20 protein-coding genes are annotated in these 20995 nt (G+C 71.8%); 8 read left to right on the forward strand and 12 right to left on the reverse strand.

The window, feature by feature from the left end; genetic code table 11:
- Positions 1-42: 42 nt before the first annotated feature.
- Positions 43-258: a hypothetical protein gene (locus ACFU97_RS37080; RefSeq protein WP_384265349.1), complete on the reverse strand. Its 216-nt coding sequence runs from the start codon at positions 256-258 to the stop codon at positions 43-45.
- A 144-nt stretch (positions 259-402) separates the two neighbouring features.
- Positions 403-858 (reverse strand): DUF2269 family protein, encoded by a 456-nt coding sequence (locus tag ACFU97_RS37085; protein ID WP_384265242.1) that lies wholly within the window; start codon positions 856-858, stop codon positions 403-405.
- 180 nt (positions 859-1038) lie between these two features.
- On the opposite strand from ACFU97_RS37085, the gene ACFU97_RS37090 reads away from it, so the two are divergent.
- Complete coding sequence (locus ACFU97_RS37090; RefSeq protein ID WP_384265244.1) at positions 1039-2007, forward strand: GlxA family transcriptional regulator; 969 nt, start codon at positions 1039-1041, stop codon at positions 2005-2007.
- A gap of 38 nt (positions 2008-2045) precedes the next feature.
- Here ACFU97_RS37090 and ACFU97_RS37095 read toward each other — a convergent pair whose 3' ends face one another.
- Positions 2046-2285, reverse strand: a complete 240-nt coding sequence (locus tag ACFU97_RS37095; RefSeq protein WP_384265246.1) for a DUF5133 domain-containing protein — start codon at positions 2283-2285, stop codon at positions 2046-2048.
- Between the two features lie 171 nt (positions 2286-2456).
- Between ACFU97_RS37095 and ACFU97_RS37100 the strand changes: the two genes are divergently transcribed.
- A complete protein-coding gene (locus ACFU97_RS37100; RefSeq protein WP_384265247.1) occupies positions 2457-2792 on the forward strand; it encodes a hypothetical protein in 336 nt (111 codons plus the stop codon).
- Positions 2793-2814: 22 nt separating this feature from the next.
- Here ACFU97_RS37100 and ACFU97_RS37105 read toward each other — a convergent pair whose 3' ends face one another.
- Both ACFU97_RS37105 and ACFU97_RS37110 read right to left on the reverse strand, forming a co-directional pair.
- On the reverse strand, positions 2815-4584 hold the full coding sequence (locus ACFU97_RS37105) for an ABC transporter ATP-binding protein (RefSeq protein ID WP_384265249.1): 1770 nt from the start codon (positions 4582-4584) through the stop codon (positions 2815-2817).
- A gap of 33 nt (positions 4585-4617) precedes the next feature.
- On the reverse strand, positions 4618-5475 hold the full coding sequence (locus ACFU97_RS37110) for an aldo/keto reductase (RefSeq protein WP_384265251.1): 858 nt from the start codon (positions 5473-5475) through the stop codon (positions 4618-4620).
- Between the two features lie 258 nt (positions 5476-5733).
- Here ACFU97_RS37110 and ACFU97_RS37115 point away from each other — a divergent pair, with 258 nt between their 5' ends.
- Positions 5734-6627, forward strand: coding sequence for a Gfo/Idh/MocA family protein (locus tag ACFU97_RS37115; protein WP_384265252.1), 894 nt, complete (start codon positions 5734-5736; stop codon positions 6625-6627).
- 66 nt (positions 6628-6693) lie between these two features.
- Positions 6694-7818, forward strand: a complete 1125-nt coding sequence (locus tag ACFU97_RS37120; RefSeq protein WP_384265254.1) for a PP2C family protein-serine/threonine phosphatase — start codon at positions 6694-6696, stop codon at positions 7816-7818.
- Here ACFU97_RS37120 and ACFU97_RS37125 read toward each other — a convergent pair.
- On the reverse strand, positions 7775-10039 hold the full coding sequence (locus tag ACFU97_RS37125; protein WP_384265255.1) for an MMPL family transporter: 2265 nt from the start codon (positions 10037-10039) through the stop codon (positions 7775-7777). The genes ACFU97_RS37120 and ACFU97_RS37125 overlap by 44 nt on opposite strands.
- A 180-nt stretch (positions 10040-10219) precedes the next feature.
- Here ACFU97_RS37125 and ACFU97_RS37130 point away from each other — a divergent pair, with 180 nt between their 5' ends.
- Complete coding sequence (locus ACFU97_RS37130; protein ID WP_384265351.1) at positions 10220-10426, forward strand: hypothetical protein; 207 nt, start codon at positions 10220-10222, stop codon at positions 10424-10426.
- Between the two features lie 33 nt (positions 10427-10459).
- On the opposite strand, the gene ACFU97_RS37135 is transcribed toward ACFU97_RS37130, so the two are convergent.
- Complete coding sequence (locus ACFU97_RS37135) at positions 10460-11590, reverse strand: sulfite oxidase (protein ID WP_384265257.1); 1131 nt, start codon at positions 11588-11590, stop codon at positions 10460-10462.
- 162 nt (positions 11591-11752) lie between these two features.
- Between ACFU97_RS37135 and sthA the strand changes: the two genes are divergently transcribed.
- Positions 11753-13156: a Si-specific NAD(P)(+) transhydrogenase gene (gene sthA / locus ACFU97_RS37140; RefSeq protein WP_384265258.1), complete on the forward strand. Its 1404-nt coding sequence runs from the start codon at positions 11753-11755 to the stop codon at positions 13154-13156.
- A gap of 34 nt (positions 13157-13190) precedes the next feature.
- Here the strand turns inward: sthA and ACFU97_RS37145 are convergent, their stop codons facing one another.
- The gene (locus ACFU97_RS37145; RefSeq protein WP_384265260.1) at positions 13191-13694 is read right to left on the reverse strand and encodes a DUF5709 domain-containing protein; all 504 of its coding nucleotides are present in this window, start codon (positions 13692-13694) and stop codon (positions 13191-13193) included.
- Positions 13695-14027: 333 nt separating this feature from the next.
- Between ACFU97_RS37145 and ACFU97_RS37150 the strand changes: the two genes are divergently transcribed.
- Positions 14028-15497, forward strand: a complete 1470-nt coding sequence (locus tag ACFU97_RS37150) for an APC family permease (protein WP_384265261.1) — start codon at positions 14028-14030, stop codon at positions 15495-15497.
- Between the two features lie 11 nt (positions 15498-15508).
- Positions 15509-16468, forward strand: a complete 960-nt coding sequence (locus tag ACFU97_RS37155; RefSeq protein WP_384265262.1) for a hypothetical protein — start codon at positions 15509-15511, stop codon at positions 16466-16468.
- 12 nt (positions 16469-16480) lie between these two features.
- On the opposite strand, the gene prcB is transcribed toward ACFU97_RS37155, so the two are convergent.
- The 4 genes from prcB to ACFU97_RS37175 all read right to left on the reverse strand — a co-directional run bounded on the left by prcB (position 16481) and on the right by ACFU97_RS37175 (position 20958).
- Complete coding sequence (gene prcB / locus ACFU97_RS37160) at positions 16481-17335, reverse strand: proteasome subunit beta (protein WP_384265264.1); 855 nt, start codon at positions 17333-17335, stop codon at positions 16481-16483.
- A gap of 91 nt (positions 17336-17426) precedes the next feature.
- Positions 17427-19769 (reverse strand): glycoside hydrolase family 65 protein, encoded by a 2343-nt coding sequence (locus ACFU97_RS37165; RefSeq protein WP_384265266.1) that lies wholly within the window; start codon positions 19767-19769, stop codon positions 17427-17429.
- The gene (locus ACFU97_RS37170; RefSeq protein WP_384265267.1) at positions 19766-20506 is read right to left on the reverse strand and encodes an HAD family hydrolase; all 741 of its coding nucleotides are present in this window, start codon (positions 20504-20506) and stop codon (positions 19766-19768) included. Before ACFU97_RS37170 ends, ACFU97_RS37165 begins: the two co-directional genes overlap by 4 nt.
- Before the next feature lie 56 nt (positions 20507-20562).
- Positions 20563-20958, reverse strand: a complete 396-nt coding sequence (locus tag ACFU97_RS37175; protein ID WP_384265268.1) for a YybH family protein — start codon at positions 20956-20958, stop codon at positions 20563-20565.
- Positions 20959-20995: the final 37 nt, after the last annotated feature.

Raw genomic sequence — 20995 nt, forward strand, 5'->3', positions numbered from 1 at the left:
GACGTACGCACCGGGACGGGCCGAGGACGTACGTACCGGGGGTCAGGCGGGCAGCGAACCGGGCAGCAGCGCCGTGCGCTGCCAGCCCGCGCCCGGGGCGGAGCGGTGCTCGGGCGACGGTGCGACACCGAAGGACTGCAGCGGCCGCATGGCGTACTCCAGTTCCCGGCTCACACGCTCCGCCTCCCGGCGAGTCTGAGTGGGGACATCGCCGCGCTCAGCGACGAGCCGGTCGTAGATGGGGGAATCCTGGAACACCGACGTGCCTTTCGTGTGGCGGCCCATACGCATGGGCACGGCTGTCGAGTGTAAGCGCCGGGACAGACAGTGGCGTGAATTCCCAGGAGCACTTGACGCAGGGACGGCTGTGCGGATATCCGGCCCTGGAGGTGGTCCGTACCGTCAGGCGCCGGTCGTGGAGCCGGGCCGCATGATCATCAGGATCGTCACGGTCGCCCACAGCAGGTTGAACACACCCGTGAACATGGCGAGTCGGGCGGTGCTCGTCCGCTCGACGGGCTGCCGCGCGTCGAGTTGGGCGAGCAGTTCCTCCTGGCGGGGCAGGACGAACGCGATCAGGAGGCCGGCGGCGCAGGTGGTCAGCACGATGGAGGCGATGAGCCAGCCGCTGCCGAGGACGCCCATCGCGCCGGCGGTGGCGAACCCGAGGGCCGGGACCGCGATGCCGACGCCGGAGTAGATCCGGCAGATGCGGTGCAGCAGGCGGACGGTGCCCACCCCCGCCGCGTCCGAGCCGGCACGGCGTGCCGCCGGCGGCACCATGCTCGCCGCGACCGTGACGGGGCCGACGGCCACGATGGCCGCCAGGACGTGGAGGGCGAGCAGGACCTTCGTCATCGGGAGGGAGCCTTTCCGGGGTGCGATCAGCGGTGCCCGGCTCACGCTAGGGATCTTCGAAGGGCCCGCACAGGGGCGGAAACGACAGATTCCAACGGGTTCCCGCCAAGCAGCCGGACCGGCGTTTTCAGCTCCACCCCAGGTCATGACGCTGGCAGGAATCCGCTTATCGTGGTTTGCATGCACACGGTGGCGATCCTCGTACTCGACCATGTGGTGCCGTTCGACATGGCGGCTCCCATGGAGGTCTTCGGCCGTACGCGGCTGCCCGACGGGCGCCGCCCGTACCGGGTGCGGCTGTGCGCCGAATCGCGGGACGTCCGCGCCGACGGTTTCGAGATCCGGGTCGGCCACGGCCTGGATGCACTGGCGGACGCCGACACCGTCGTCGTGCCGGGCTGCTCGCAGCTCGTCGAGGAGTTCTCCCCGCGCGCCCTGGCCGCGCTGCGGGAGGCGGCGGAGGCCGGGGCCCGGATCGCGTCGGTGTGCGCGGGCGCCTTCGTGCTGGCGGAGGCCGGGCTGCTGAACGGTCTGCGCGCCACGACGCACTGGGTGGCCGCGGGCGAACTGGCGCGCCGCTACCCGGAGGTCGAGGTCGAGCCCGACGTGCTCTACGTCGACAACGGGCAGATCCTCACCTCGGCGGGCGCCGCCGCGGCGCTGGACCTGTGCCTGCACATGATCCGGAGCGATCTGGGATCGGCCGTCGCGGCGGACGCCGCCCGGCTCTCCGTGATGCCGCTCGAACGGGAGGGCGGACAGGCCCAGTTCATCGTGCACGAGCAGCCGCCCGTGCCGCGGGGCTCGACCCTCGAACCGGTCCTGGAGTGGATCGAGGACAATCTGGCCGGCGAGATCACCCTGGGCATGCTGGCGGCGCGGTCGGGGATGAGCGAGCGCACCTTCAGCCGGCGCTTCCGTGAGCAGACGGGGACGACGCCGCTGCAGTGGCTGCTGCGGGCCCGCGTGCGCCGGGCCCAGTATCTGCTGGAGAACAGCGACCGCCCGGTCGAACGGATCGCGCAGCAGGCGGGGTTCGGCTCGCCGACGGCGTTCCGCGAGCGGTTCCGGCGGGTGGTCGGCACCACGCCGCAGACGTACCGCGCGGCGTTCCACGGGAAGACGCGGGTCCCGGCGGCGCGCTCCTGAGCCGGCGGCCGGTCAGCGCACGTTCCCGCGGCGTCTGTTCAGACGGCCAGCGACAGGCCGCCGCCCCCGCCCGTCGTCCGCCGCGAGGCGATCAGCAGGGCGTCGGCCTCGGCGATCGCGTCCTCGACGCTCGCGGCGCCCATCATCACGCACAGGGCGCGGCTGACGTCCGCCAACTCCCGTGCGGTCTGCGCCATGTCCCGCTCGGCCTGCGCGATGCGCAGCGACGCGTATCTGGTGAGCAGCGTTCTGACGGCCTTCGGGTCCGGAACGAGCACGAAGCGCCCCTCTCTTGGTGTCCGCACCTCGTGTTCCCGGGCAGGACCGGACCAATCACATCTTCCGCACCCCGGGACTCAATTGACGAAATACCGCCGCTCGACCCGATTCCCGGCGAGCCGCGAGGCGTTGAACAGAGGGTAACCCTCCCAGCACGAACGGTGAAGTCCATGACTCACTCCGGCCGTCTTCTCTGCGCTCTCTACCTCGCCGCCAGCGGCGGACTGGCCTGGACCACGGTCCTCGAATTCCTGTACGGCCCCCGGTGGGCGGCGTTCCTGTTCGCCGCGGCGAGTCTGGTTCCCGTCATCGCCGTCGTCCGCGAGACCCTGATCCGCGATCTGCGCGCGGCCGCCGCGAGCACCCGCCGCCCGGCGCGCACGGCGGCCGACGAGGTCATCCACGCGGAACTCGAAGCCGCCTGCTGCGAGCGCTGGTGGACCAGCCTCGGCGTCCATCACGACACGGCCTGCCCGCACCGGACGCGGCGCAGCAGCGCCGCCTGACCTGTTACCGCGCGGCGGACGGTCAGGCCACCTGGCCGCTGTGCAGGTCCCGGTACGCGCCGCCGCCGCGCAGGAGTTCCTCGTGGGTTCCGGTCTCCAGGATGCGGCCGTCGCCCATGACCACGATCCTGTCGGCGCCGCGCACGGTGGACAGGCGGTGGGCGACGACGAAAGTGGTGCGGCCGCGCAGCAGCCGGGCGAGGGCCTGCTGGACCAGGGCCTCGGAGCGGGTGTCCAGGGCCGAGGTCGCCTCGTCCAGGATCAGCACCTTGGGGTCGCGGATCAGCGCGCGGGCGATGGCGAGGCGCTGGCGCTGCCCGCCGGAGAGCCGGGCGCCGCGCTCACCGACCAGCGTGTCGAGGCCCTGCGGCAGCCGCTCGACGAACTCCAGGGCGTTGGCGTCACGCAGCGCCGCGCGCACCGCCTCCTCGTCGGCGTCGTCCATGCCGTAGGCGACGTTCTCCCGGATCGTGCCGTCGAAGAGGATCGACTCCTGCGGCACCACCGACACGAAGCGCCGGTAGCTGCGCAGGTCGAGGGTGCTCATGTCGGTGCCGTCGAGCAGCAGCCGGCCGGAGGTCGGGCGGATGAACCCGATGGCGAGGTTGAGCACGGTGGACTTGCCCGCACCGGACGCGCCCACGAGGGCGATCGTCTCGCCCGGCGTGACCGTGAGGGTGAAGTCACGTACGGCGGGCCGGCCGCTGTCGTCGTAGGCGTGGCCGACGCTTTCGAAGGTGACGGCGCCGCGCAGCGAGGTGACCTCCGACTTGCCCTCGTTGACCTCGAGTTCGGGCGCCTGCAGCACCTCGCCGACCGAACGGACCGACTCCAGGCCCTTGGTGATGACCGGGGCGAGGCTCGCCAGCGTGGTCGTGGAGTTGGTGAGGGTGGTCAGAAAGGCGCTGAGCATGACGACGTCGCCGGGGGTCACGCCCCAGACGCCGTAGTACGAGACCGTCGCGGCCCCGGCGAGGACGAGCACGCCGACGACGTTGAGGACGACCCAGGCCAGGGAGCCGAAGCGGCCGTTGACGAGGTCGAGGCGCATGCCCGAGGTCAGCAGCCTGCTGAGGGTGCCGTCCATGCGGCGCAGCGCCTTGCCCTCCAGGCCGTGCGCACGGGTGACCGGGATGAGGCGTGTCATCTCCGACACCCGGGACGACAGGGTCTCCACCTCGTGCCGGAAGTGCTCGTTGTGGGTGCGCAGCCGGGCCCTGAGGCGGGCGACGACGAGCGCGGCCGTGGGCACGACGACCAGGAAGACGGGCACGAACTCCGGTGTGCGTACGGCGATGATGACGAGTCCGCCGGTGAGCACCGTGACGGCGCCCAGCCCGCTCTCGGCGGTCTGCTGCACCATCTGCTCGACCGTCTCGACGTCACGGACGACCTTGGCCTGCAGCACGCCGGCGCTGACGCGCGAGTGGTAGCCGATGGACAGCTGCTGCATGCGCGTGCACAGCGCGGAGCGCAGAGCGGTGCCCATGCGGCGCACGCTGCCGTACAGCAGGCGGACGTACAGCACGTGCAGCGGGTAGTTGACGATCAGGATGAACAGGATGATCCCGGTGCTCAGCCAGAGCCTGCCGATCGGCGCGTGCCGGACGACGGTGTCGATGATGGACGCGGTGATCAGCGGCAGCAGCCAGACCGGGCTGTGCTTGACGGTGAACACGCCGACCGCCGCGATCAGGTGGCGGCGGTCGGCGCGGAACAGGTAGCCGAGGGTGCGGATCGGGTGTTCGTCGCGGTAGCGGTGGTCGAGGGGTCTTTCCGACGACGACGCCATCGGCGGGGTCCTCCGTGGTGACCGTGGTCCGGGTCAGACGGCGTCGAGCTGCGCGATCTCCTCGGCGGAGAGGGCGAGTTCGGCCGCGGCGAGGGAGTCGAGGATCGTCTCCGGGCGGCTGGCGCCCGGAATGGGCACGACCACCGGCGACTTGGCGAGCATCCAGGCCAGGCACACTCGCTGCGGGCTCACCCCGTGGGCCTCGGCGATCCGCGCGAACGGCGCGTAGGCGGAGCCGAGTTCACGGGCCCGGGAGATGCCGCCGAGCGGGCTCCAGGGCAGGAAGGCGATGCCGAGTTCGTCGCACAGGTCGAGCTCCGCCTCGCTGGAGCGGAAGGCCGGGGAGAACTGGTTCTGCACGGAGACCAGGCGTCCGCCGAGGATCTCGTTCGCCTCCTTGATCCGCTCGGGGCTCGCGTTGGAGATGCCGGCCATCCGGATCTTGCCCTCGTCCAGCAGGTCCCGGATCGCGCCGACGGACTCGGCGTAGGGCACCTTCGGGTCGGGGCGGTGGAACTGGTAGAGCCCGATGGCCTCCACGCCCAGCCGGCGCAGGGACGCCTCGCAGGCCTCCTTCAGGTACGCGGGGCTGCCGTCGAGGGTCCAGCTCCCGTCACCGGGACGCAGATGGCCGCCCTTGGTGGCGACCAGGACGTCCTTGCCCCGGTCGTGGGAGGCGAGGGCCTTGGCGATCAGCGTCTCGTTGTGGCCGACCTCGTGGGCGTCGCGGTGGTAGGCGTCCGCGGTGTCGATCAGCGTCACGCCGGCGTCGAGTGCGGCGTGGATCGTGGCGAGGGAGCGCGCCTCGTCCGGGCGTCCCTCGATCGACATGGGCATTCCGCCCAGTCCGATCGCACTGACTTCGACGTCACCGATGCGGCGGGTGTGCATGGGCTCGTGACCTCTTTCCGCTGTCGCGGGAGCGAATCATGTTCGGCCCACCGCACGGGTCGTACGGCGGTGCCGGACCGCGTTCCAGCCTGAACCCCCGGTGGGCCGGAGGTCCAATAGAGGAAAGAGAACGCATTCAGCAGCCCGGCCACTGAATCGCACCGCACTCTCAACCGGCTTGCGCGGTGCGCCGGTCGGTGTGCGAGGCTCGCTCACGATCAGCCGCCAGGACGGGCGGCGCACTGGAGAGGCGGCGGCATGCGCATCGGACTGCTCGGCACCGGTCCCTGGGCGGAGATGGCTCACGCCCCCGCGCTCGGCGAGCACACGGGTCTGGATTTCGCGGGGGTGTGGGGCCGCCGTCCGGAGGCGGCCGAGGAGCTGGCGAAGCGGCACGGCACGCGCGCCTACGACGACGTCGACGCGCTCCTCGCCGACGTGGACGCGGTCGCCGTGGCCCTGCCTCCCGCCGTTCAGGCGGACCTCGCGGTACGGGCGGCGCAGGCCGGGTGTCATCTGCTGCTGGACAAGCCGCTCGCCACGACGGTGGCGCAGGGGCGGGCGGTGGTGGAGGCCGTGCGGGAGGCCGAGGTCGCCTCGGTCGTCTTCTTCACCAGCCGCTTCGTGACGGAGACCGAGGCGTGGATCGCCGAGCAGGCCGAAGCGGGCGGCTGGTTCACCGCGCGGGCGCAGTGGCTCGGGTCGCTGTACGGCAGCGACAGCGACAGCCCGTTCGCCGCCTCGCCGTGGCGGCGGGAGAAGGGTGCGCTGTGGGACGTGGGTCCCCACGCGCTGTCGGTGCTGCTGCCCGTCCTCGGGGACGCGCGCCGGGTCATGGCCGCCGCGCCCGGCCCCGGCGACACCGTCCATCTCGTCGTCGACCACGCGGGCGGTGCGTCGAGCAGCCTGACCCTCAGCCTGTCGGCTCCCGCCGCGGCGGCGGGCACCGCCGTCGAACTGCGCGGCGAGAACGGCGTGGCCGAACTCCCCGCCGGTTCCGAGGGTGCGGTCACCGCCCTGGTGCACGCCGCCGACGCGCTCCTGACCGCCGCCGGCACCGGCACCCCGCACCCGTGCGACGCGGCCTTCGGACTGCGGGTCACGGAGATCCTTGCGGAGGCGGAGACCTTGCTGGACGGCCACACCGCCTGACGCGCCGGGACCCCGCGTCGCCCGGCCCGGCATGCGGTCCCCGCCCCGCCGTAGGAGCGTGGTGGTGTGGGAAAGTGGGCCGATCTGTCAGCGCGCGGGGACCGCACCCGGCGCGGCTGGCTACGGGGCGCGCCGCCGCCCTGGTGGGTGAAGGCGCTGCCCGTGGTGCTGATCGCGGGCGTGTGCACGGCGGCGCTGATCAGTCCCAATCCGCTCGACATCGGTTTCCTGCTGGGAGCGATCCCGCCGCTGGCCGTCCTGTCGTACGGTCCCTGGTCGACCGCGCTGCTCGGCGCCGCCGTGGTGGCCGTGCTCAACGTGCCGGCCTTCCAGCTCAACGACCCCGGCAACACCGACCTGTTGACCATCGTCTTCGTGGCGGTGCTGAGCGTGTTCGTGTCGTACGTGCGCAGTCACCGCGACGCCCAGCTGGACCTGGAGCGCACGGTCGCCGAGGCCGCGCAGCGCGCGGTCGTGCCGCCCCTGCCGGAACGCGTCGGGGCGGTCCGCTGCGCCGGGCTGTACCGGGCCGCGCAGCGCGGGACGCTGGTGGGCGGCGACTTCTTCGACGTGCGCGAGGGCCCGTACGGCGTGCGGGCCGTGCTCGGCGACGTCCAGGGCCACGGGCTGTCGGCGATCTCCACGGTGGCCTCGCTGCTGGGGGCCTTCCGGGAGGCGGTGCTCGACCAGCCGGACCTGGAGTCGGTCGCCGCCCGCCTCGACCGCAGGCTGGTGACGGACTCGGCGTCCGCGCGCTACGCCGAACTGTTCGCGACCGCCGTGCTGCTGGAGTTCTCCCGGGACGCGCGCGAGGTGCGGCTGGTCTCCTGCGGGCATCCGGCGCCCCTCCTGCTGCGCGGCCGGGAGGCGACCGAGGTCGAGCTCACCGCGTGGACGCCGCTGGGGCTCGGCCTGTCCGACGGCGGCTCGCCCACCGGGCTGACACTGCGGCTGGAGCCCGGCCACAGTCTGTTCCTGGCCTCGGACGGGGTCAGCGAGGCGAGGGACGAGGCCGGCACGTTCTACCCGCTGCCCGCGCGCCTGGCGGACCTGGCCGACACCGACCCGGCGGTGCTCGCCGAACGCGTCTGGACGGATCTCGTGGCGTACTGCCCCGCCGTCGTCGACGACGTGACCATGCTCGTCCTCACGCCCGGGTCACGGGACGGCCGCCGGCGTCCTTCTGTGTGACGGCCTCCTCCTGGTCGCCCTCGGCGTCGATGTGCGGCAGGATCCGGTCGAGCCAGCGCGGCGTCCACCAGGCGTGCGACCCCAGCAGCGTCATCACGGCCGGGACCATCAGCAGCCTGACCACGGTCGCGTCGATCAGCACGCTCACCGCCAGGCCCAGGCCGAGCATCTTGACCACGACGTTGTCGCTGACGATGAACGCCGCGAAGACGCTCACCATGATCAGCGCGGCGCAGGTGATCACCCGGGCCGTGATCTCCAGGGCATGGGCCACCGATGCCTTGGCGTCCCCGGTGCGCAGCCACGCCTCGTGCACCCGGGACAGCAGGAAGATCTCGTAGTCCATGCTCAGCCCGAAGATGATGGCGAACATCATCATCGGCACATAGCTCTCGATGGGCACCTTGCCGTTGACGCCCAGCGCGGGCCCGCCCCAGCCCCACTGGAAGACGGCCACGACGACGCCGTACGAGGCGCCGATCGACAGGACGTTCAGGACGGCGGCCTTGACCGCGACGAGCAGGCCGCGGAAGACGGCAAGGATGATCAGGAAGGCCAGCCCGACCACGACGCCGATGATCAGTGGCAGCCGGCTCGCCACGATGTCGCGGAAGTCCACCTGGGCGGCCGTGGTGCCGGTGACGTAGCCCTTGGCGTCCGTGCCGGAGACCGCGTCCGGGAGCGTGGTGTGGACCAGGTGGTTGACCAGGTTCGTGGTGGTGGCGCTCTGCGGGGACTGCGACGAGTAGACCGTGCTGATGAGTACGTCGCCGTCCTGGGTGGGCGTCAGCGGGGTGACGGTCGAGGCGCCGGCGACGTCGTTGAGGGTCTTCTGCGCCGTGGAGGAGAGGTCGGAGCGCTGGGAGGACGGCACCTTGGTCTGGTCGATGACGACGGTCAGCGGGCCGTTGGAGCCGGGCCCGAAGGCGTCGGTCATCAGGTCGTAGGCCCGCCGGTCGGTGAAGGACGTGGGGTCCGCGCCGTCGCCGATGTGCCCGAGCTGGATGGAGAACAGCGGGATCGCGAGGACGACGACGACCGTGACGCCCGCCGCCAGGAACTGCCAGGGCCTGCGCTCCACGCGCTGGGCGTAGCGGTGCCAGGTGCCCGTCGGTGCCGAGCCCGGCTCGGCGTCGGTCTCCGCGACGGGCCTGCGCACGTGCAGGCGGTCGATGTGCCGGCCGATCAGCCCGAGCAGGGCCGGGACCAGGGTCAGTGCCGCGAGCACCGCCGAGACGACGGTCACGGCGGCGGCGAGGCCGAGTTTGCCGATGAAGGTGACGCCGGAGGCGTACAGGCCCGCCAGCGCGATGATCACGGTGGTGCCGGAGACGAGGACCGCCCGCCCGCTGGTGGCGGTGGCGTGGCCCGCGGAGTGGACCGGATCGGCGCCGTTCATGATGTTCTGCCGGTGCCGGGTGATCAGGAACAGCGCGTAGTCGATGCCCACGCCGAGGCCGATCATCGTGGCCAGGGTCGGCGAGACGGTCGCGAAGGTGAAGGCGGCGGCGAACAGGCCGAGGATCGCGAGTCCGCCGACCGCGCCGACGAGCGCCGTCAGCAGGGGCAGCCCCGCCGCGATGACGCTGCCGAATCCGATCAGCAGGACGACGATGGCGACGCCGAAGCCGATGGCTTCGCTCACGCGGTCGTCGGCGGCGGGCCGGGCCAGCTCGCCGAGCGGTCCGCCGTACTCGACCTGGGCACCGGCCGAACGCAGCGGCTGCACGGCGGTGTCGACGCCGTTCAGGTAGCTGTCGCCGAGGGTCGAGGGCTGGACGTTGAAGCGGACGGTGATGTACGCCGTCTTGCCGTCGGAGGAGAGAGGGCCGACCTTCGAGGCGGGCGTCGACAGCGGGTTCTGGGCCGACAGGACGTGCGGCAGTTTCTGCAGGTCGCCGACCGTGGTGGAGATCTGCGAGCTGAGCGCCGTCAGGGATTTCTGCCCGTCGTGCAGCACGATCTGGCTGCTGTAGCCGCCGGCCGCGGGGTCGTGCTTCTTCAGCACGTCCAGGCCCTGCTGGGACTGCACGCCCGGCAGGGAGAAGTTGTCGGAGTAGTCACCGCCGAAGGACCTGTTGAGGAACTGGAGCGCCACGAGGGCGACCAGCCAGGCGATGATGACGATCACGAAGTGACGTGCACACCATTCCCCGAGCCCTCGCAGCGCCCCCCGGGGGGCGGTGCCCGCTCCTGACGCCTCGTTGCCGCTCCGTGCCATGGCCTTGGTCTTTCTGCCGGTCGGGAGGGGTCGTTCCTGGTCGCAGAGTCGTTGTTTCTCATTAGACGCCCGCCTGTACACCGCGGCATCTCGGGCCGGGCACGCCCATTCCGGATGCACACGGCGCCCGGGCGTTGAATGGTGTTAGCAGTAGCGTTCCGGACCCGAGGAGCAGAGATGATGCCGACGCCAGAGCCCGACGCGTCCGGGCCGTCCGAGGACCGCGCCACCCCGGACGACCTGCTCCACACCCGTACCGGCACCGATGTGTCGCCGGAGGACCTCGTCCTTGCCACCGGCAGGGACATCAACCCGCGCAATCTCGAGTGGGCCAGGCGCAAGCTGGACGCCGAAGGCCCCGCCGCCCTCGAAAAGACCCTGCCCTAGCCTCCGCGTCTCCCCCTGGAGCCCGGCGCCGGTTCAGTCCGTTCCGCCGGGCTCCAGGCACAGCACGGGCACCCGCTGGACGAGGTTGTTGGCGAAGCCGCCGCGATTCCAGTGCTGGTCCAGCGGCTGGGTGTGGCCTTCGGTGTCGGTGGCCCGTGCGCTCAGCACATGCTCGCCGGGGACCGCCGTCCACGCGAAACGCCAGTGGCGCCACGCCCAGCGCCGCCCGCCGTCGGGCGCGAGCTCGGCCTCGTGCCAGCTGCGTCCCGCGTCCGTGCTCACCTCGACCCGGGTCACGGGCGCCCGCCCCGACCAGGCCCGCCCCTCCAGCGGTACCGGTCCGGGCCGCACCACCCGGGCCCGCGACATGAAGTCCGGGAATCCGGGCGGGACCACGAGGGCGCGCGGCGCGATCCGGGTGACCGGCTCGCCCTCGTCGCCGGGGTCCTGCCGCAGCCGGTAGGCCACGGTCTGCTGGAATCCCGTGAACTGCTCGTCGCTGACGGCGACTTCGCGCAGCCACTTCACATGGGCCATGCCGTACCAGCCGGGCACGACCAGCCGCAGCGGGTGGCCGTGCTGCGGCGGCAGCGGCGCGCCGTTCATCGCGTACGCCACCAGCACCTCGGGCTCGGTGCCCGTCGCCACGTCCACCGGCAGGGCGCGCTGATAGTCCTGTTCGACGCCGCGTTCCACGCCGTGGTCGGCGCCGGTGAAGACGACGTCGACGGCGTCCGCCTCCACGCCGGCCTCGGCGAGCAGCAGCCGCAGCGGGACGCCGGTCCACTCCGCGGTGCCGACGGCCTCGACCAGCCAGGGCTGGCTCACCGGGCGGGGCGTGAGCAGGGCCCGGCCGTTGCCCGCGCACTCCAGGGTCACGCGGGTGGTCACCTGGGGATACGACCGCAGCCCGGCCAGGTCCAGGTGCAGCGGGCGGCGGACCCGGCCCCCGACACTCAGCGTCCAGGGCGCGTCCTCGGGGACGTACGGCATGTCGTAGTGCGTCAGTACGTAGTGCAGTCCCGGCGGGGTGACGTCGTAGCGCAGCGCCTCGAGCGGGATGCCGTGGTTGCGGGTGGCCAGCGCCAGTTCGTCCTGGCCGATGCCCTCGTCGGGGGCGGCCAGCCGGGCGGGGGCGCTCGTGTCGGCGAGTCGATGGCCCATGGCCGCATTATCGCGCCGGGCGGCCGCGGCGGCACCTTCTCGGCCGGCGGGCGCAACTCCTGCCCCGCCGAGGGGAGTTCGATCAAGGAAGAGGGCCATCATTGCCCGGCCGTTGCCCGTTCACCCTTCCGGGACGGGCCCTCGGGCTGACAGACTCCGCAGGTGCCCGACTTCGACATACTTGTGATCGGATCCGGCCCGGGTGGCCAGAAGGCCGCCATCGCCGCGGCCAAACTCGGCCGCCGGGTCGCCGTCGTCGACCGCCCCGACATGGTCGGCGGGGTCTCCATCCATACCGGAACCATCCCCTCGAAAACCTTGCGCGAGGCGGTGCTGTACCTGACCGGACTCACCCAGCGCGATCTCTACGGGCAGAGCTACCGGCTGAAGGAGGACATCACCGTCGCCGACCTGACCGCGCGCACCCAGCACGTGGTCGGCCGCGAGGTCGACGTCATCCGCAGCCAGCTCTCCCGCAACCACGTCTCCCTCTTCGCCGGCACCGGCCGCTTCGTGGACCCCCACACGGTCGCGCTGCGCGAGGTCACCGGCAACGAGCGGATGCTGAGCGCCGAGAAGGTCGTCATCGCCACCGGCACCCGCCCGGCACGGCCCGACAGCGTCGAGTTCGACGGCCGGACGATCATGGACTCCGACAACGTCCTCGCCCTCGAACGCGTCCCGCGCTCCATGGTGATCGTCGGCGCCGGGGTGATCGGCATGGAGTACGCCTCCATGTTCGCCGCGCTGGGCAGCAAGGTGACGGTGGTCGAGCGGCGCGCCGGGATGCTCGACATGTGTGACGTCGAGATCATCGAGTCGCTCAAGTACCACCTGCGGGACCTCGCCGTGACCTTCCGCTTCGGCGAGACGGTGGCCGCGGTGGAGCGGCATGCGCGCGGCACGCTCACCGTCCTGGAGAGCGGCAAGAAGATACCGGCCGACGCGGTGATGTACTCGGCGGGCCGGCAGGGCCTGACCGACGAACTCGACCTGGAGAAGGCCGGGTTGACCGCCGACAAGCGCGGCCGGATCACCGTCGACGAGCACTACCGCACCGAGGTGCCGCACATCTACGCGGTCGGTGACGTGATCGGCTTCCCCGCGCTGGCGGCGACGTCGATGGAGCAGGGCCGTACGGCGGCGTACCACGCCTGCGGCGAGCCGGTCGGCCGGATGCAGGACCTGCAGCCCATCGGCATCTACACCATCCCGGAGATCAGCTTCGTCGGCCGCACCGAGGATCAGCTCACCGAGGACAGCGTGCCGTTCGAGGTGGGCATCTCCCGCTACCGCGAACTCGCGCGCGGCCAGATCGTGGGTGACTCGCACGGCATGCTGAAGCTGCTGGTCTCCCCCGAGGACCGCAGGCTGCTCGGCGTGCACTGCTTCGGCTCGGGCGCCACCGAGCTGATCCACATCGGGCAGACCGTGATGGGCTGCGGCGGCACGGTCGACTATCTCGTCGACGCGGTCTTCAACTACCCGACGCTGGCGGAGTCCTACAAGGTCGCCGCGCTGGACGCCACCAACAAGCTCCGGCAGATCGACCACATCGGGGACTGACGTCGGGATGAGACGTCCCGGCCCGGCGCCCGGGTCAGCGGTCCGGCTCGGGGTCGGGCAACTCCGTGTCGTCCTCGACGACATGGACGGCCGCCTCCTCCGCGCCCGCGGCCCCGGCGTCGATCCCCACGTCGGAGGCGACGGCCTCCTTCGTGGTGTCGGCGTGGGCGCCCTCGTCCGGGGCGACGAGGCGGCCCGCTCGGTCCGCGCCCGCCTCGGGGTCGACGGGTTCGCCCTCGCCCCGGGGCAGGTCGCCGATCTCGTCGCCGGGCGGTGGTGCCACGTCCGGGACCTCCTCCGCGAGCCGGGCGTCGAGGCTCTCGCCGTCGTGCTGTTCGGCGGCGGTGATGCCGTACCTGGTGACACCGAGCGGCTTCTCCGGCGGCGAGTAGCCCTCGTCGAGGATGTCGTCGTAGTCGCGCTCGCCGAGGGCGTCCTCCAGGTCGAGCGGCGCCGCGTCCGCCTGCTCCTCGTTGCTGCCGGTGGGCTGGTAGACGTCGTCGGCCATCGGTTCCGGGCTGGTGTCCTCGCTGCCCATGACTGTCTCCTTCGCGCGCTCGGTCGACGCGTGCTTCGACCGCGTCCCGGTCCGCGTTTCCCGTTGCGCGCGATCCAACCCCGGACCCTCCCGGGCGGCCCGGGAGATTACCCCCTGGTCAATCTTGTATGCGCTGAGTGGAGGGCTATCATCACTCGCACACACGCTGTTACTGCCCGGCAACGCACCGGTCGTGCGGGTTCCACCATGCCGTTCTCCGCCCCTGGCGCGAGGCCAACCCTCGTGCGCCCGGGGCGAGTTCAACCCCCCACTCCCATACGTCGTCCGGGCCGCCGTCGTCCCTGACGTCGTGCAAGACGGAAAGCAGCGCACATGAGCAACATCAGGGGCAGAGGGCTGCAGGCCAATGTCCTCGGTACGTTCGACACCGTGGTGATGGCCGTCGCCGGCAGTGCGCCGGCCTACTCCATCGCCGCCACCACGGCCGTCCTCGTCGGCGCGGTGGGCATGGCCAGCCCGGCCGCGCTCCTGTACTGCGCGATACCGATGCTGGGCATCGCGCTCGCCTTCAGCTACCTCGGCCGGATCGACGTGAACGCGGGCGCAAGTTACTCGTGGGTGGGGCGTACGCTCCATCCCTTTCTCGGCTTCATCAGCGGCTGGGCGCTGGTGATCTCGGCGACCATCTTCATGGTGGCCGGTTCGCTGCCGGCCGGTGCGATGACCCTCTCCCTCTTCGACGAGGGCCTCGCCGACGACACCGCGCTGTCGACGGTCGTCGGCGCCGCCTGGTTCGTCCTCATGCTGCTGGTCGTACTCGGCGGCGCCCGCCTGACCGTACGCGCCCAGCTCCTGATGTCCGGCGTCGAGCTCGTCATCCTGGCCGTGTTCGCCGTGCTCGCGCTGTTCCACACCGGCAACGCCGCCGCCTTCGACTGGTCCTGGCTCGGCTTCAGCCACTTCCACGGGGTGGCGGGCTTCGCCTCGGGCGCCCTCGTCGCCGCCTTCTACTACTGGGGCTGGGACGTCACCAGCAACCTCAGCGAGGAGACCCGCAACAGCCGCCGTACGACCGGACTCGCCGGTCTGATCGGCGTGGGCATCGTCTTCCTGCTGTTCGAGGTGTTCACCATCGCGGTGAACGTCATCCTCAGCTCGCGGCAGATCGAGGAGAACGACGCGAACGTGCTGGGCGCGCTCGGCGAGGAGATCTGGCCCGGCTGGGGCGGCAAGCTGCTGATCGTGGCGGTGATGCTGTCGACCATCGCCACCCTGGAGACCACCCTCATCCAGGTCACGCGCTCCCTGTTCGCCATGGGCCGCGACCGTACGATGCCCTCCGCGCTGGGCCGTGTGCACCGCACCTGGAACACCCCGTGGGTGGCGATCACGGTGGTCGGCGGGGTGGCCCTGGCGATGTTCATCGCCTCCAACGCCCTCGGCTCGGTGGGCGAGATCCTCTCCGACGCGATCTCGGCGATCGGCCTCCAGATCGCCGTCTACTACGGCCTCGCGGGACTCGCGGTGGTCGTCGCGTACCGCAAGATGCTGCTGAAGTCCCCGGCCGACTTCCTGCTCGGCGGGCTGTGGCCGCTGTTCGGCGCCGCGTTCATGTTCTGGATCTTCGTCGAGTCGCTGAGCGAGCTCGCCCCGGCGGCGATCGCCATCGGCATCGGCGGACTGGCCGTCGGCCTGGTCCCGATGCTCTGGTACTGGAAACAGGGCAGCGACTACTACCGGCCCGCCCGGCTGGACGCCACCAGGACCGTCGCGACCGAGTACGTGCCCGACGACAGGACGACGAACTCACGTGTCCACGAAGGTCTCTCCACCGACTTCTGAGGGAGACCCCGATGGCACGCGACAGATTCGCTCCCGACTTCGACCCGGACTGCGGGGACACCGCCCTCACCGAGGCCTGCCACGACATCGTCATCGGACGCTGGCAGGGACTGCGCGACCTGCTGCGGGTCACCGGGGCCAACTGGCTCGCCCGCGGCCATCGCGTCCGGCTGCTCGCCCAGGCCTGCGCGGGCAGTTCGACGGTGGAGTCGTGGCTCGCGGCCGAACCCCGCAGCGGCGACGCGCTGGTGCTGCGCGCGGCGACCGAGACGGCCCGCGCGTTCAACATGGCCATCGCCGCGGGCCGTGGGGTGCCGATCGACCAGCAGCGCATCGACACGGCGGTGACGGCGTGTCTGCTGGCCGCGGAGTCCTACCTGGACGACCCGACGCCGTGGATCTCCCTGATCTCGGTGGCGCGGCTGTACTCCGCGGGGGTGCGGCGGCAGGAACTGGCCCGCTGGTGGGACGAGTTGCACCAGCGCGACCCGTACAGCGTGGAGGGCCATCTCCAGGTCCTGCACTACTACTCGGCGCGCTGGCACGGCACGCACGGCCTGATGTACGACTTCGCCCGCGACGCGGCCGGTGTGGCACCACCGGGCTGCGCCCTGCCGGTGCTGGTGCAGTACGCACGGGTGGAGGAGTACCGCTACGCCCTCGACGCGGCGCACGGCACCCGCTCCGCGGTGGGCCTCGGGCAGCACTGGAGCCACGACGGCGCGGTCAGCGACCTGCGCAGGACGTGGCAGCGCTGGATCATGGGCGGCACGCACAACGGCATCGCACCGGGCGAGCTGCGCGACCTCAACTACCTGGCGCACGCCGCCTGTCTGGGCGGTGTCACGGACGTCGCGTCGCCTCTGCTGCGGATGCTGGGCCGCCGTGCCACGCGAACTCCCTGGTCGTACACGGGAGATCCGCAGCAGCAGATCATGAAATGGCGCAAGGAACTGAAGTTACGCGGGTGAGGTGAGAAAAGATCAACGGCTCGCGGTCGGCCCGTCCGGGCTGTTGCGGCGCTGCTCGACCATCTCCCGGGTCAGCTCCTCCGTCTCCGGCTCGGACAGCCGCTCGAAGCCGTCCTCGGTGATCACGGAGACGATCGGGAAGATACGGCGGTTGAGGTCCGGGCCGCCGGTCGCGGAGTCGTCGTCGGCCGCGTCGTAGAGCGCCTGGAAGGCGGCCAGTGCCGCCTCGCGCCGGTCCATGCCCTTGTGGAAGAGCTTCTTCAACGCGCCCCGCGCGTACGGCGATCCGGAGCCCTCGGCGTGGAAGTCCGCCTTCTCGTAGAGGCCGCCGACGACGTCGAAGCTGAAGATGCGGCCGCGCTCCCCCGCCGGGGCCGCCACGTCGTAGCCGATGAGGAGCGGTACGACGGCGAGGCCCTGCATGGCCTGGCCGAGGTTCCGCCGGATCAGGCCCGCCAGCCGCCGTGCCTTGGCGTTGAGGGTCATGGGGATGCCCTCGATCTTCTCGAAGTGCTTCAGTTCGACCTGGTACAGCTTCACCATGTCCAGGGCGAGGCCCACGGAGCCGGCGAAGGCGACGGCGGTGTGGTCGTCCGCGGGATGCACCTTCTCCAGGTCGCGCTGGGCGATGAGGTTGCCCATCGTGGCGCGGCGGTCGCCGGCGATCAGCACGCCGTCCCGGTAGGCGAGGGCCAGCACGGTGGTGCCGTGCGGGAACCGGCCGTCCTCCGCGCGCACGCCGTCGGGGAAGGGGCGGTTGGTGGGCAGCAGTTCGGGGCGGTGCGCCGCCAGGAACTCCGTGAAGGACGCGGTGCCCGGGGTGAAGAACTCCTCGCCCAGCCGGCCGTCCGAGTCGCTCGCCGTCATGCCACTCCCCCTCCGCGTCGAACCGACAACGGGAGTCCTACCTGAAGCGGGGCCGCGGGAAACGCCCCCGCCGGTGACGGGGGCGTTCGCGTCAGCGGGTGTTGGGGGTGCGGTGCGGAGGCTGCGCGGGGGCCGGGCCGGACGTCGACCGCGGCACCGCGCGGACCGCCGGGTCGCCGCCGCGCAGCGTGAGCGGGTCGCCGTGGTGCCGGATCGTCAGCGGTTCCCCGGACTGCAGGGTGTAGGTGGCCTTGTCCGGGCCGATCTCCACGCGCACCCGGCGGCCGAGGACCTGCAACGAGAAGGCGAGCCTGCTGAACTTCTCCGGCAGGCGCGGCGCGAAGCACAGCGAGTCGCCGTCGCGGCGCAGTCCGCCGAAGCCCGCGACCAGCGCCATCCAGGTGCCGGCCAGCGACGCGATGTGCAGCCCGTCGCGGGTGTTGTGCTCCAGGTCCGCCAGGTCCATCAGCGCGGCCTCGGCCGTGTAGTCGTAGGCGAGGCGCAGATGGCCGGCCTGAGCGGCGATCACGGCCTGGACGCACGCCGACAGGGAGGAGTCCCGGACGGTCAGCGCCTCGTAGTAGGCGAAGTTGCGGGCGATGTGCTCGTCGTCGAAGTAGCTGCCGCAGGTGTACATCGCCAGCACCAGGTCGGCCTGCTTGATCACCTGCTTGCGGTACAGGTCGAAGTACGGGTAGTGCAGCATCAGCGGGTAGCGGTCCGGGCCGGTGCCCGCGAAGTCCCAGCGCTGGTAGCGGGTGAAGCCGGCGTGCTGCTCGTGCACGCCGAGTTCCTCGTTGTACGGGATGTGCATCGCCTCGGCGGCGTCCCGCCAGGCCGCGCTCTCCTCGTCGTCGACACCGAGGCGCGCCGCCTGCTCCGGGTGGCGTTCGCAGACGTCGGCCGCGGCCAGCAGGTTCGTGCGGGCCATGAGGTTGGTGTACGTGTTGTCGTCGGCGATCGCACTGTACTCGTCCGGGCCGGTGACGCCGTCGATGTGGAAGGTGCCCGCGTGGTCGTGATGGCCGAGCGAGCGCCACAGCCGCGCCGTCTCCACCAGCAGCTCGATACCCGCCTCGCGCTCGAAGTGCGTGTCGCCGGTGGCCGCCGTGTAGCGCACGACGGCGTCGGCGACGGCGGCGTTGATGTGGAAGGCCGCGGTGCCGGCCGGCCAGTACGCCGAACCCTCCTGGCCCTCGATGGTGCGCCAGGGGAACGCGGCGCCGCTCAGCCCGAGTTGGGCCGCGCGCTCCCGGGCGGCGTCCAGGGTGCTGTGCCGCCAGCGCAGCGCCTCGGAGACGGCCTCCGGCGCGGTGTAGGTGAGCAGGGGCAGCACGAACGTCTCGGTGTCCCAGAAGGCGTGGCCGTCGTAGCCGGAGCCGGTCAGGCCCTTCGCGGGGATCGCTCGCCGCTCGGCGCGGGCGCCGGCCTGGAGGACGTGGAAGAGGGCGAAGCGGACGGCCTGCTGGATCTCCTCGTCGCCGTCGACCTCGACGTCCGCGCGCGCCCAGAAGTCGTCGAGATAGGCGCGCTGGTCCTCCAGGAGGCCGTGCCAGCCGCTGTGCCCGGCCGCCGCCAGGGCCGCCTCGACCTGGTCGCTCATCGCGGGCCGGGAGCGGGCGGCGGACCAGCCGTGGGCGACCATCTTCTCCACGCGAAGCGTCTCGCCGGGCTCCAGCACCGAGGTGACCGTCAGCCGGGCCACGTCCACGTTGCACTCGCTGCTGGTCGTGGTGCGGTCGGGGCCGGTGACACGGTGGTCGGCGGCCACCGCCACGCGCAGGCCGCTCTGCCGCGTGCGGTGCACCAGGCGCAGCCGGTGGCCGACGGCGACGTCCTCCTCGGCCTCCAGCGGTGATTTCAGCACCTGGGCCGCGCGCGGGTCGCCGTCGGATCCGGGCAGGCTCTCGTTGGCGACCAGTTCCGACTGGATCACCACCCGAGAGCGGCTGTCGACGGCCTCGACCTCGTAGGCGATGGCGGCGATGGCCCGCTGGGTGAGCGAGACCATGCGCGTGGAGCGCACCCGGACCGTGGACCCGGCGGGCGAGGTCCACTCACAGGTCCGCTCCAGCACGCCCCGCCGCAGGTCGAGCACCCGCTCGTGGGAGACGAGGCGGCCGTAGCGCAGGTCGAAGGGCTCGTCGTCGACGAGGAGGCGCAGGACCTTGCCGTTGGTGACGTTGATGACGGTCTGGCCGGACTCGGGGTAGCCGTAGCCGGCCTCCGCGTAGGGCAGCGGGTGCAGCTCGTGGACGCCGCTGAGGTAGGAGCCGGGCAGGCCGTGCGGTTCGCCCTCGTCGAGGTTGCCGCGCCAGCCGACGTGGCCGTTGGAGAGCGCGAAGACCGACTCGCTCTGCGCGAGGACGTCCAGGTCGAGCCGGGTCTCGCGCACCGCCCAGGGCTCGACGGTGTACGACCGGTGGGTGATCACGAGCGGTCCCCCAGCTCGTCCAGGTCCTTGACGACGACGTCGGCACCGTGCGAGTACAACGCGTCGGTCTGGCCGACCCGGTCCAGGCCGACGACGTAGCCGAAGTGTCCTGAGCGGCCCGCGTCCATGCCCGCCAGGGCGTCCTCGAAGACGGCGGCCCGGGACGGTTCGACGCCCAGGTCCCGTGCGGCCGCGAGGAAGGTGTCGGGGTGCGGCTTGCCCGGCAGCCCCCGCTCGTGGGCCACCACACCGTCGATCCGGACGTCGAAGAGCCCCTCCGCGTCGATCGAGCGGAGCACGTCCCGGGTGTTGGCGCTGGAGGAGACGATCGCGGTGCGCAGCCCCTGGTCCCGTACGGCCGCGATGTAGCGCAGCGTGCCGTCGTACGCCTCGACGCCGTCGGTGCGGATCTTCTCCAGGACCAGGGCGTTCTTGCGGTTGCCGATGCCGTTGACGGTCGCCGCGTCCGGCGGGTCGTCGGGCTTGCCCTCGGGCAGCTCGATGCCGCGGGAGGCGAGGAAGGTGCGGACGCCGTCCGCGCGGGGGCGGCCGTCGACGTACTCGTCGTAGTCGGCGGCGGAGTCGAACGGCCGGAAGTTCTCGCCGTCGCGCTCACGCAGGAAGGCGTCGAACGTCTCCTTCCAGGCGGCCGCGTGCACGACGGCCGTCCTGGTCACGACCCCGTCGAGGTCGAAGAGGCACGCCTGGATGGATTCAGGGAGACCGAGCTGCGTCATACCGGACCGGTTCCCCGTGCGCCGGTCGTTCAACATCGTGACGCCCGCCACACGGGTCAGTCGTGCGGGAACGAGTGGTGCTCGTGGGCCACCAGCCAGCGGTTTCGCTCCTTGCGCAGACCGAGGGTCAGCCGCAGGCGCAGGGTGGGGCGTTCGGCGAGTTCCTCGGGCGTCCCGCAGCGCAGCAGGGCGTGCGCATAGGCGACGTCGGTGCCGGCGGTGACGTCGAGGGTCTCGATGTCGAAGCAGGCTCCCTGGGCCTGCCACTGGAAGAACGGCGGCCAGGTCGCGCGGTAGGCGGCGAGGCCGTGCAGGCCCTCGTGCGGCGGCGGCACGTCGTACATCACGATGTCCTCGGCGTGGTCGGCGAGGACCGCGTCGAGGTCGCCGCGGTGGACGGCCTCGGCCCACTTCTCGACCAGTGTGCGGATCTGCGCTGCGTCGTCGGGCACGGCACCGCTCCTTCCCTCGCCGGGGACGTCTCCCCCG

It is taken from the genome of Streptomyces sp. NPDC057616 (assembly GCF_042800575.1).
Classification (GTDB): Bacteria; Actinomycetota; Actinomycetes; order Streptomycetales; family Streptomycetaceae; genus Streptomyces.